The organism is Weizmannia acidilactici, from assembly GCF_008974185.1.
In the GTDB taxonomy this organism is placed as follows: domain Bacteria; phylum Bacillota; class Bacilli; order Bacillales; family Bacillaceae_C; genus Weizmannia; species Weizmannia acidilactici.
This window is the reverse complement of the sequence record NZ_BKZP01000036.1, coordinates 1-12,288: the sequence shown is the minus strand read 5'-3', so window position 1 is coordinate 12,288 and position 12,288 is coordinate 1. Positions and strand designations below refer to the sequence as shown.

10 protein-coding genes and 1 pseudogene are annotated in these 12,288 nt (G+C 45.4%); 2 read left to right on the top strand and 9 right to left on the bottom strand.

Annotated elements, in window-relative coordinates:
- Positions 1 to 128 precede the first annotated feature (128 nt).
- Positions 129 to 269 (bottom strand): annotated as a pseudogene (locus BpJC4_RS17165) (aldo/keto reductase); the annotation flags it as partial.
- Positions 270 to 484: 215 nt separating this feature from the next.
- On the opposite strand from BpJC4_RS17165, the gene BpJC4_RS13450 reads away from it, so the two are divergent.
- Positions 485 to 2,563: a thioredoxin domain-containing protein gene (locus BpJC4_RS13450; RefSeq protein ID WP_151698031.1), complete on the top strand. Its 2,079-nt coding sequence runs from the start codon at positions 485 to 487 to the stop codon at positions 2,561 to 2,563.
- 38 nt (positions 2,564 to 2,601) lie between these two features.
- On the opposite strand, the gene ltaS is transcribed toward BpJC4_RS13450, so the two are convergent.
- The 3 genes from ltaS to ku all read right to left on the bottom strand — a co-directional run bounded on the left by ltaS (position 2,602) and on the right by ku (position 6,424).
- Positions 2,602 to 4,590 carry a lipoteichoic acid synthase gene (gene ltaS / locus BpJC4_RS13445; RefSeq protein ID WP_151698030.1) on the bottom strand — a complete coding sequence of 663 codons (1,989 nt, stop codon included), beginning with the start codon at positions 4,588 to 4,590 and terminating at the stop codon, positions 2,602 to 2,604.
- 240 nt (positions 4,591 to 4,830) lie between these two features.
- Positions 4,831 to 5,478: a phosphatase PAP2 family protein gene (locus tag BpJC4_RS13440; RefSeq protein ID WP_151698029.1), complete on the bottom strand. Its 648-nt coding sequence runs from the start codon at positions 5,476 to 5,478 to the stop codon at positions 4,831 to 4,833.
- Between the two features lie 109 nt (positions 5,479 to 5,587).
- The gene (gene ku, locus BpJC4_RS13435) at positions 5,588 to 6,424 is read right to left on the bottom strand and encodes a non-homologous end joining protein Ku (RefSeq protein WP_151681444.1); all 837 of its coding nucleotides are present in this window, start codon (positions 6,422 to 6,424) and stop codon (positions 5,588 to 5,590) included.
- A gap of 94 nt (positions 6,425 to 6,518) precedes the next feature.
- Here ku and BpJC4_RS13430 point away from each other — a divergent pair, with 94 nt between their 5' ends.
- On the top strand, positions 6,519 to 8,375 hold the full coding sequence (locus tag BpJC4_RS13430) for a DNA ligase D (RefSeq protein ID WP_151698028.1): 1,857 nt from the start codon (positions 6,519 to 6,521) through the stop codon (positions 8,373 to 8,375).
- Between the two features lie 232 nt (positions 8,376 to 8,607).
- Here the strand turns inward: BpJC4_RS13430 and dapF are convergent, their stop codons facing one another.
- From dapF to BpJC4_RS13405, 5 genes are all read right to left on the bottom strand, one after another.
- The gene (dapF, locus tag BpJC4_RS13425; protein ID WP_151698027.1) at positions 8,608 to 9,603 is read right to left on the bottom strand and encodes a diaminopimelate epimerase; all 996 of its coding nucleotides are present in this window, start codon (positions 9,601 to 9,603) and stop codon (positions 8,608 to 8,610) included.
- 25 nt (positions 9,604 to 9,628) lie between these two features.
- Positions 9,629 to 9,967 carry an iron-sulfur cluster biosynthesis family protein gene (locus tag BpJC4_RS13420; RefSeq protein ID WP_151681447.1) on the bottom strand — a complete coding sequence of 113 codons (339 nt, stop codon included), beginning with the start codon at positions 9,965 to 9,967 and terminating at the stop codon, positions 9,629 to 9,631.
- 55 nt (positions 9,968 to 10,022) lie between these two features.
- Entirely contained in the window at positions 10,023 to 10,763 is a 741-nt protein-coding gene (locus tag BpJC4_RS13415; protein ID WP_151698026.1) for a hypothetical protein, read from the bottom strand.
- 84 nt (positions 10,764 to 10,847) lie between these two features.
- Positions 10,848 to 11,732, bottom strand: coding sequence for a patatin-like phospholipase family protein (locus BpJC4_RS13410; protein ID WP_151681449.1), 885 nt, complete (start codon positions 11,730 to 11,732; stop codon positions 10,848 to 10,850).
- Positions 11,733 to 11,830: 98 nt separating this feature from the next.
- Positions 11,831 to 12,154 (bottom strand): DUF4870 domain-containing protein, encoded by a 324-nt coding sequence (locus BpJC4_RS13405; protein WP_151698025.1) that lies wholly within the window; start codon positions 12,152 to 12,154, stop codon positions 11,831 to 11,833.
- Positions 12,155 to 12,288 lie beyond the last annotated feature (134 nt).

Sequence of the window (12,288 nt, the reverse complement as noted above, 5' to 3'; positions counted from 1 at the left end):
TCGCGAAATTCACCCGCTTTCAGCACGAATCGCTCGTACCACAGCGCGAGAGGTCTCGCTAGGCTCACTTTTCCCGCAGCAGTCTCGGAAATTTGCCAACATCAAAAGTAAAAATCAAACATATCGGTACGTTTACCGGTTTCGCGGATTGCCTTCCCAACAATCTCTTCGGAGCGGCCGAAACCGTATGCAGGAGCCATATCGACCACATTGATACCTATATCAACCGCTTTTTGAATCGTTCTGGCTGATTCCTGTTCGTTTGTGCCTCTTCACATTCAACCGCCGATTGCACGTGCTCCCATTGCAACCGGGTTGCATGATGGATGCCGGTGTTTTGATGTTTATCGTTTCCATTTTCCACCCCATCTGCCATATTTTCTTGAATTTTAATTCCATTTTAGGCTGGCAACCGGCATTCATAAAGAACTTGTTTCAAACAGTCTATTCATTGTTACATTTCCTGGTTTCGGGTAAACTGAGGATGGAGAATGAGAAAGAAGGTGATGAATTGCTTGAAAACAAAAAGCCCAACCGATTAATCGGCGAAAAATCCCCTTACCTGCTTCAGCACACATATAATCCTGTTGACTGGTATCCATGGGGCAAAGAGGCATTTACGAAGGCAAAACGCGAAAACAAGCCGGTTTTCGTGTCAATCGGCTATTCGACCTGCCACTGGTGTCACGTAATGAAAAGGGAATGTTTTGAAGATGAAGAAGTGGCAAAAAAGCTGAATGAGTCGTTTGTATCCATTAAAGTGGACCGTGAAGAAAGGCCTGATATTGATTCCATTTACATGAACGTGTGCCAGATGCTGATCGGGCACGGCGGCTGGCCCTTGAACGTTTTTTTGACACCGGACCAAAAGCCTTTTTACGCCGGCACTTATTTCCCAAAGTACAGCAGGTACGGCCATCCGGGTTTCCTTGATGTCCTTGCGCGGCTCCAACAATTATACCAGCAAAAGCAGGGGGAACTCGCGTCTTACGCGGAAAAAATAACGGAAGCGCTCAAACAAAAGTCGCAAACAGAAAGCGGGACGGGCCCCGTTCTGGAAGTGGCCCATGACGCTTACCGGCAGCTTGAGGCATCGTTTGATGACGAATTTGGGGGCTTCGGGCAGGCGCCGAAATTCCCGATGCCGCATCAGTTTATGTTTTTGATGCGGTATGCGTCTCTTCAAGGAGAAGAAAAGGCGCTGCACATGACGGAGAAATCGATGAAAGCGATGATCTCCGGCGGCATATGGGACCATATTGGCGGCGGTTTTGCCCGTTATTCCACTGACAGGGAATGGCTTGTGCCCCATTTTGAAAAAATGTTATATGACCAGGCGCTCATGTTATACGTGCTTGCCGAAATGTATATGATCACAAAGGAAGATCAATGGAAAGAAACCGCGCTCACATTAACCGCTTTTCTCCGGCGCGAGATGCTGGATGAAACCGGCGTTTTTTATTCAGCCATTGATGCGGACAGCGAAGGCGAGGAAGGCAAGTATTATATATGGGGGAAAGAAGACATTTTTATGCTACTGGGGCACGAAGCCGCTGAAATTTTTTGCAAGGCCTATAACATCACGGAAGCCGGAAACTTTGAAGGAAAAAATATACCAAATTTGATTGGAACAAATTTCCAAAATATTGCCGCTTCATTTGGCCGCAGTGTCAGGGAGCTGAAACATTTGCTTTCGGAAAGCAGGGAAGTATTGCGGCGTGCACGTGGGAAAAGGGTATATCCGCATTTGGACGACAAAATTTTAACTGCATGGAACGCCCTGATGATTGCCTCTCTTGCAAAGGCATCACGTGCTTTCCAGGAACCGGAGATGCTAGATATGGCACAAAAAGCGCTCGCTTTTATAGAGTCCCGGCTTTGGGTAGATGGCAAACTGCATGTCCGCTACAGGGATGGGGATGTCCGTTATCCGGCTTATCTGGATGATTATGCATACTTGCTTTGGGCGTATCTCGAACTGTATGATGCCGTACAGGATCCCCGCCATCTCAACCGTGCCATGGATTTTTGCGAAATCATGTTTGATTCATTTTGGGATCATGAAAACGGCGGCTTCTTTTTCACCGGCAAAAGCAGTGAAGCTTTGCTGTTACGCCAAAAACAGGCGTTTGACGATGCCCTTCCGTCCGGTAACAGTGTTGCAGCTGTCATGCTTTGGCGGCTTTCCAAATACACCGGGGAAATGTCCTACGCGGAGAAAGCCAAAACCATATTGGCGTGTTTTCAAGAAGATATCGAACAATATCCGGGCAGTTTTTTGTTTATGCTGCAAAGTTTAATGGGGATTGCCGCAGGGGGCAGGGAAATCGTCATTACCGGCTCGTCGGAACAGGACAGGGCGCGTTTTAAAAAAAGTTTCATCCGCCGTTTCTTACCTTTTGACTGTCTAATAGAAGCCGACCCGCTGGATCCGCGTCCGTTTTGGGCGGATAAAACTGAAAAAGAAAAACCGTTCGTGCTGTTTTTATGCGAACATTTTGCATGCCAGCAACCTGTTTACGATTTACAGGATGCTTTGGAGGCGCTGGAAAAGATGGATTAAAAAAAATCATCCCGGCTGCGGAACCCCGGGATGATTTTTTATTTACTGTTGCTTTTTTTCGTTGCAGCCGCTTTTGTTCTCGGCAGTCCACTCATATCTTTCTGGTCTTTTGTATAGTCAAAATCGTTGCGGTTGACCGCTGTAAATCCTTTCGGCTTATAAAAACGGAGCAGGTCGTCATATACAACTTTATCAGACAGATTCAATTCTTCTTTCACGATCTGTTCATCTTTTTTGCCGAGTTTTGCATTGACTTTCTCGCCTGTAGCCGTATTGTACAGCGTGCCGGATACTTGCGTATATTTATTTGTGACAAAGTCGCCATTGCGGAATGCAACTACTTGGCGATGATTATTCGACAGCAAATCAGATCCAAATTGGATGTAATCTTTCGTATCCACACCAAGCAGATGCATAACGGTAGGCATGACGTCGATTTCGCCGCCGTACGTATGGTTTACACCGCCTTTTACACCAGGAATATGGATAAAGAGCGGCACCCTTTGCAGCTGCGCGTTAATGTACGGCGTAATTTCAGGAACGCCGAGCACCTTCGCCATCGCGGCATTATGGTTTTCGGAAATGCCGTAGTGATCCCCGTACATGATAATTACCGTATGGTCATACAGCCCGGATTGCTTCAAATACGTGAAGAACTGGCGCAGTGCTTCGTCCAAATAGTGGGCAGTCTGGAAATAGTTATCAACCGTTTTATCGCCGAAATTGCCTTTCGGGAAGTCAATATCCTTATCGTCCAGTATAAACGGGAAGTGGTTCGAAAGCGTAATGAACTTCGCATAGAAAGGCTGCGGCAAGCTGGTCAAATAAGGCATCGATTCTTTAAACCACGGTTTGTCTTTCATTCCGTAGTTAATCGTGTTTTCGTCGCTCATATCATAATATTTTGCATCAAAGAAACGGTCATAGCCAAAAGATTTATACATTTCGTCGCGGTTCCAGAATGTCTTGTAGTTTCCATGGAAAACCGCAGTCGTATAGCCCCTTTCGCCGAGAATGGCCGGCGCAGCCTGGTACGTATTTTGTGCTTTTGTTGTAAATACTGAGCCCGTCGGCAGCGGGAACAGCGAGTTTTCCATCATGAACTCAGCATCAGATGTTTTTCCCTGGCCGGTTTGATGGAAGAAGTTATCAAAGTAGATTGTGTTTTTATCTTTGGTCAGAGAGTTTAAAAACGGTGTAACCTCTTTCCCGTCCAATTTATAATTAATCAGGAAATTCTGAAAAGATTCCAAAGAAATATAAATGACATTCATGCCTTTCGCGGCACCGAAATATTTGCTGTTCGGCTCGGTGTAGTTCGCTTTGACATAGTTTTCGACATCACTAACATCGCTGGAATCCGCCATTGCCCTTTGTGCGGACGATTTTGTCGTTTGGATGGCATCGTAAATCGTGTAATTGTACATGCCAAGGTATTTCACAATATAATTGCGGTCAAATGTTCTCGTCAAAAGCTGCGGGCGGTCCGCCTCGGCAAGCCCGAGATTAAAGACGAAAAACGCCACGGCCGCTATCAAAAGCCCGGCAATCGAACGGCGGTTGATTTTTTCCCGGTCAATTTTTACAACCTTTGAAATGATCAAAGCCGCGATCATAATCGTATCAAAGAAATAGAAAATATCATACGGCCTCATCAATGCAACGGCACTACCGCCGATATCCCCGAAGTTTTTTGTCTGGAACAAAACCGGCAGCGTGATAAAATCGTTAAAGAAACGGTAATAGCAAACATTCGCATAAAGCAAGATAGATAACAGCAAATCAATGGCTGTTATCGCGATAAGCCTTGCACGGCCCTTAAAAAAGAGGGCAAGCGCAAAAAAGAACAGTGCGGAACTGATCGGATTGATCACCAAGAGGAAATGCTGCATGCCGTTTTGCAGGCCGAGGTTGAATTCCGCTCTATATACAATGTATGTTTTGATCCAAAATAATAAAACCGTAAGAAAGTACAAGGCATACTTTCGATTTAGCAAACTTTTAATCTTGTTAATCGGCATCTTCATCGAGTTTTACCTCCCAATCGGCAAATTGACTGTAGGCAGCAATTCAAAACCGTTACTGTAAACTTTCGCACCAACATATTTTAATACAATTTTAAAAAAAAGCAAGCCAAATTGCGAAACTGCTTTTCCAACATTAGGAACAGCCCGTCCAAAAACCGGCTGTTTTTCCGCCGCTCCGGGGATCCAAAAATGTCCCTTCCTTTTAAGCAGGGCGGCAATCTTTAATCTCACCCTATTGTATTACAACTTAAACTTTCTTTCAAACAGCATAAGTGCCATCGCTGACAAAATCACCCATATCAGGCCGGCAGCATAGCCTCCGACTACGTCGCTCGGGTAATGCACCCCCAAATAAATGCGGCTGATGCCAATATTCAATACAATGAACATGACAAACAGCGTTCCGGCAAATTTGCTCCACTGCTTTTTGGCCACGCGGAACAGGATAAAAACAAGGCAGCCGAATAAAATCATAGAGCCCATGGAATGCCCGCTCGGAAAGCTGTAACCTGTTTCCTGGATGACACGCATAATATCGGGACGCTGGCGTTTAAATATGTATTTTAAAATCCTGTTGAACACCCCTGCCCCCAACGCGACGGATACAGCAAGGTAAATGCTGAGCGTACGGTATTTTTTTATCCAGAGAATAAGCACAAATATGAGGGTAATCGATGCAGCACCCTGGACAGACCCTAAAAAGGTAATGGCAAGCATCACGCTCGTCATATGATCGGATATAAATCCCTGGACAAACGAAATAATCGGGAGGTCAAAATTCCGGATCTCCGCCTTGTTGAAATTATCGGCGATTTCAAAAAAAATCCATGTACACAGGGATAGTACCAATAAGATCAAAATAATTTTTAGAATTGCCTGATTCTTCATCTTAAACCTCCAATATGAAATAACTTACCATATTGGAGGCATTCCGGCAAATAAAATTGTCGACACATTTCAATATATTTCGGGCTGCGGCCAAATATCCCCCGAAAAGTTATGCTTCTTTTGCTTTTGTTTTCGCCGCCGGCTTTTTTGTTCTTTTTGCCATTTTTTTCGCTGGCTGTGTCCTGTCGATGGATGCCTGAAGCGCCGCCATTAAATCGGTGACGTTATTTTCCGGTACCTTCACTTTGGCGGTGACAAGGTCCTTGCCAGTACGCTTGGATTCAATCAGTTCCATGAGGCTTGATCGGTATTCATCCGTATATTTTTCCGGCTCAAATGAAGTTGTCAGCTGATCAATCAGCAAAATGGCAGTTTCGATTTCTTTTTTTGACACTTCATCGTCGGCGGGTACATTTGGAACATCGGCCGAATTCCGCACTTCATCCGGATAATGGATCGTTTCCATCAGCAGTGTATTTTCAAATACACGGATGACCGCCAGCTGCTCTTTGGAACGCATGACAATACGCGCCAAACCGACTTTTTTCGATTCGGTCAGCGCTTTCCGCAATAAACCGTATGCTTTGACACCGCCCTCGTTCGGGGACATATAGTAGCTGCGGTTGAAATAAATCGGGTCAATTTCGCGCATGTCAATGAAATCCATAATTTCAACCGCTTTTTCTTCCGTTGTTTTCCGCAAATCTTCCAATTTGTCCTGCTCGAGCACGACAAATTTTCCTTTTGTGATCTCATAGCCTTTGACTATATCCCCGGCTTCTACTTCTTCGCCGCAGACCGGGCAGATTTTTTCATATTGGATCGGTGAATGGCATTTTTTATGCAGCGACCGCAATTTAATGTCTTTATCTTCCGTGGCGGCATGGAGCTTAATCGGGATGTTGACAAGGCCGAAGCTGATCGTGCCTTTCCAAATTGTATGCATGAATGAAACGCCTCACTTTTTGAAGATAATATATGTAGAATTTAACCGGTCTATGTACATCAAGTTTTGGAAAAACAAGGAGGGGCGGAGAAAAATGAAACCAATGCTCCCGACTTTAAAGTGGGAACTTCCCAATATAGGAAACTGGGCATATGAAATCAAATACGACGGCTTCCGCGCCATCCTGGAATGGGATGATGGGGGGATGCATTTATGGAGCCGGAATGAGAAGGATTTGCTGCCGCAGTTCCCGGAGATCCGTGACTTTTTACAAAGCATCGAAAATATAGTGAAAAAGCGGCTTCCATTGCGGCTCGACGGTGAACTCGCCCTTTTGGAAAATCCTTTCAAAGCGAACTTCGGGGAACTGCAGAGCCGGGGAAGAATGAAGTCAACGGCAAAAATCAAACAAGCTGCTGCCATACGCCCTGCCCGTTTCTTAGCATTTGATTTGCTGATGCTGGACGGTGCTGACTTCACCGGAAAAACGTATATGCACAGAAAAGAAACATTGGAAAATTTTTTCCAAAACCTGGAACTGCCGCTGTCCCCCGATCCCGGGAAAACGGAGCTTTTGCAATTGATTCCTTATGCTCCGGAAGCCCAGCAGCTTATCCAAACGATGAAAGATTTTAACAGCGAAGGGATTGTCGCAAAACAAACAAATAGTAAATGGGAAGCGGGAAAAAGGGTTGAGACCTGGATCAAAATCAAAAATTGGAAAACGGCTGCCTGTTTTATTACTGCTTATGACGGAAACAACGGATACTATCATGTGGCGGTATTCAGAAATTCGGAAATTTTTCCGCTCGGGCTGTTTCTTTTCAGCATGAGTTCGGAAGAAAAGCAGGTGCTCACCGCAGCGATTAAAAAAAATGCTGCAAATGAAAAAAACGGCGTGTATACGATCCACCCCGCCATTTGTTTGGAGCTTTTTTACTTGGAATGGGACGGCGTGCAGCTGCGCGAACCGCATTTCCACCGGTTCCGTTTTGACCTTGCGCCGGATGAGTGTACATATGAACGTTTCCGCCTCCAGCAGGCAGCGATACCGGAAGAAGTGGCGGTCACGCATCCGGAAAAGCCGCTTTGGGAAAAACGTCCGGTATCCAAATTGGATTATCTTTTTTATATGCGGGAAATATCCCCTTTCATGCTTCCATTCCTTTCCGGCAGGCTTTTGACAGTGATCCGATATCCGCACGGCGTTTTCGGCGAAGCGTTTTACCAAAAAAATTGCCCGGATTATGCGCCCGCTTTCGTGGAAACGGCCATGCACGACGGGATCCGTTATATTGTTTGCAATGATTTAAAAACGCTGATGTGGCTTGCAAACCAGCTGGCGGTGGAGTACCATATTCCGTATCAAGTTGTAAAAAGCCGTTTTGTCAGCGAAATTGTGTTTGATTTGGATCCCCCTTCCAGGAGCAAGTTTCATTTGGCGGTGAAAGCCGCTTTGTTGTTGAAAGATGTTTTGGATGGACTGGGTTTCGAAAGTTTTGTCAAAATATCCGGAAATAAAGGGCTGCAAATTTATATCCCGCTGCAGGAGGGGCGTTTTACATGGAAAGATACGCGGATATTTACGGAATTTATGGCGTCGTATTTGATTGCAAAAGCTCCCGAAAGTTTTACGGTTGAACGGATGAAGAAAAAACGGGGTGGAAAACTGTACGTCGATTTCATCCAGCATGCCGAAGGAAAGACGATCATTGCCCCTTATTCAATGCGCGGGCATGAAGATGCGCTGGTGTCGGCGCCGCTCAGATGGGAAGAAGTCAGCGAAAAACTTTCCCCTGAACTGTTTACGATGGAAGCGGTGCTGAACCGCGTGAAGAAATTCGGCTGCCCGTTTGCCCGCTATTTTACCTGCAAGAAGGAACAGCCTTTTGCGCCGGTACTGGATTTTTTGAAAAAAAACGATAGCGGACTCGGGAGTGAGCGCTGCTGAGTCGGCGAGAAATACCGGGAAATCGGCTATTTCTTTGCTTCAATCAGCGAAAAACCTTGGGAAATCGACAGGAAATTTTCAAAAATCGGCGTTGGCTTCAAAATCAGCGGCTTCCCTCAAAATGTCAGCGGAAACTTTGCCTAAATCAGCGGAATTACCAGAGAAATCGGCGGTCCGCTGATAATGGGCGCCAAAACTTAAAGAGCATGCCCCCTTCCAAGAGGCATGCTCTTTAAGCTAAAGCTTTCTCCACTACTTCTTTTGCATGGACTTCAAGTTTTTCATACTGTGCCTGTTCAGTGAATTCCTTTTTGCTCCGGACCATAAATTTCGCCGGATTTTCTGCGTCAAATGAAACAACAGCTCCATACAAATACGTCGCATTGCCGATCAGATCAATGCTAAACTCAGGATCGCCACCCGTTTCAATTTTGTGGACAAGGCAACGTACTTTCCCGCCGTTATTGTATACTTCGATCATCTCTTCAAACGGCCGCATCCTTAAAAGGCAGGCGACAAGACTGGAAGCGGACATTGCCGTTCCGCAGGCGTTCGTAAAGCCGACTCCGCGTTCAAACGTCCGCACATACAAGCCGTTTTTCCCGATCGGTTTCACGAAGCTGACATTTACGCCGTCCGGAAAAATTTCATTCGGACCGTTTACATATTCCGATAAAGTTTTTTGCTTATCGGAATGGAAAACTTCATTACCGACAAACGAAATCAAATGCGGATTCGGCACTGCAACAGCCGTAAAAGACAAATCTTTCGATAATGCCTCCACTTGTTCATTGATCAGCACCTCTTTCCCGATCCGCATCGGCAGTTTATCGAGGCCGAACAAAACGGGCGAAATTTCCACCCGGAATGTCGGGATCCCGCCAAACAGCGGTTCCGCTTTTTTGGCATACAAATTGGCCTTCATTGTTTCAATTAACAGATCATCTTTTCCAAGCTTTTCGGATACATAGCGGGCGACACAACGCAGGCCGTTGCCGCACATCGATGCTTCGGATCCGTCCGCATTAAATACCCGCATTTTTGCATCCGCTACTTTGCTTTGAGAAACAAAAAGCAAACCGTCCGCCCCGAGTCCGGAACTGCGCTTGCAAAAAGACAACGCCATTTCTTTGCGGATCGTATCCGTCAATGGATTTTCTACAGCCGTTTCATCGATGATTAAAAAATCATTGCCCGATCCGTGGCATTTTACCAGTTTCAATTCCATGGTTGATTTCCTCGCTTTTCTACTTCTATTCTTGCTGTTTGAGCGGCTTGATCAACGGAACATTTCTGCCCAAGATCTCATCAGAGCTTTTTAACACGAATGTGTTGCTTTCAGGGGCATAATCAATTGTCAAATCCCCGCCAAAATAAATGAGATCGCTTTTTTCAATCGCAACTGGCATACCGTTTGTCTCCATCATTTGCTCACTTTTTTCAAGATGGTCCTTGTCCGTCAGCATGAGAACCGGAACGCCGTCAGTGCCGCAGCCGCACCCTTCCGAATCGTAAAGCAGCCTGAGCACCGCTTCTTTCTGCGGGGCTTCGCCTTCCAAATATGCAATGGCCGCATCAGTAATTGAAATCATGTGCAGCCCCCCTTTCGAACTTCCTTACAAAAATTGTACCATCCTTGTTATTTTTTTACACGAAATATTTATCATGCACATAGAAAAAGGCCAAGAAGGCAATGGCGAGCACCTGATCCTCTTCGTCCAGGCTTCCGGAAAAACGGAGCACGGGGGTATTTGCGGAAAAGATTTGCTGCCACGCAACCGGCATAATACCGCGCGAAACAACAGCCAGAAGTTTATCGTTCCGGTAAAATTCAATTTCATTGTTTTCATTTTTCCGAATGGAAGCAGATTGGCTCCCATTGGCGAAAAAAATATGTTTACCCGTGTTTTCCAACATGTATAGAGAAATTTGAAAGCCGGAGAGCACCACTGTTACTTTTCGATTGCGCTGTTGGATCCGGATGGAAAACGCGCCCCCGTCAAGCTTTCTTTGCAGCTGGAAATATTTTACGCCCCTTCTTGACGCTTTTTCTTCGAGCAGCCACCTGCAATACCCGCTGCCGTCATAAAGCTGCACCGCAAACTTTGTCCCGGGTGGAAACTGAACCACATATTTCCCGGTGCCCGGCCATGTTTCCCGATTCGACCCGGTGCCTGCGGAAATTTTCCCCTTAATTCTTCCATAGTATAAATAGCGGGCAAAAAAATAGAGGATATACAGCCATACAGCCCAAACCACCGCATCAAATATCCCACCGCGTCCGATATAGAGCAGAATAAGGCAAAAAGCGGACAGGCCGCTAGCAAGGACAACGGTCTGATAGAAGTACATTTTCGACATCGACGCGTAGTAATTTTTCAGATCCATACCGAATCTCCTATTATCTTTTCTTGATTCTATTTTATGAAGCGCGCCATAGAATCATGAGAAAAAGATTTGTCCCCCTTATACTTATCGCACTCTTGCTTTCATATGGGTTTTAAGTCGTGTGTCCCAACTGATGAGCTGTTCCATGATACGGCCGCCATCCCTTACCCCCTGCTCGTACAATTCCGTCAGGCGTTTAGCGTTTTTTTCAATCCGTTTTACTTTCAGGGGTTCCTGCGGGCAGATCAGAAAAACCCGCCCTTCCCTTTCTTCATTTTCTATAAATTCAACCGTTTCATTATATAATCCGGCCCGTTTTTTCACCGCTTCATAAACACCCGGATAAGCACGGTATTTCCGTTTAATGAAGAAAGTAAATTTCGCCGGTTTTTTCCGGTAACCCCGGTTTCTGGTTGAAATCACGATATTATAGGTGAACCCGTCCTGTATCGCTTTTTTGATCGGGATCGGGTCGGACAGGCCGCCATCCAAAAGCGGGCGCCCGCCGATTTCAACAATCGGCGCAGCAAGCGGCAGCGAACTGGAAGCACGGAGCACTTGCAGGAGATTCCCTTTGTAGTCTTTGCGCGTGAAATAAACAGGCTTGCCTGTCATGCAATCAGTCGTGCCGATCACAAATTCGCACGGGTTTTCATCAAACGCCTGAAAGTCAAAAGGCACATGTTTTTTCGGAATTTCGTCAAAAACATAATCCATTCCGAACAGTTCCCGGTTGCGTATATAATTTTTCCATGATAAGTAACGTTCTTCATGAATAAAGTCGATATTGACTTTCCGGTTCCGCCCCTTTTGTTTGGATAAAAAAGATGCAGCATTGCAGGCTCCGGCCGAAACGCCGATAACATACGGAAATTCAATTCCATGTTCCAAAAAACTTTCAAGCACGCCTGCTGTATAAACGCCGCGCATGCCGCCGCCTTCAAGAACAAGGCCGCAGTTTAAAAGCATTTGCATCTATCCTTTCAGACTGTACTGTAATTATTAGAATCGCATAAAAATCCGCTGCTTTCAAGAAACGTGCCCCAAACAAAAAAGCCTACTTCCGGTTATTTGATCAGCCGGAAAATAAGCGGGATCCGGTACATTTCGCCGTTATATGCTTTTATTGCGGCCACAATTGTAAAAATAAAATACATCAGCCCGACAACCGGCAAAAGCACAAACCCGATTAAAACGACGATCAAAAGGGACGCAGCAAATCCGTATACTGTGTACGAAATTAAAAAATTGAAATACTCTTTCCCATAATAATCAACATATGCAGAAGAATCTTTTTTTAACAGCCAAATCAATAGAGGACCGACAACCGTAGTAAAAAGGCTGGAAACAAAAATCAGCATGGACAACATGCGCTCATCATTTGTACTCATCTTCAATGCCTCCTTCAATATAGTACAATTATCTCTTGATATCTCACTCATTCTCAAAATTTCATAGGTATTTGATTCACACCTAAATAGTTTTCACACCTTTAAATGGATATAGACAGAATTTTCTTACATTG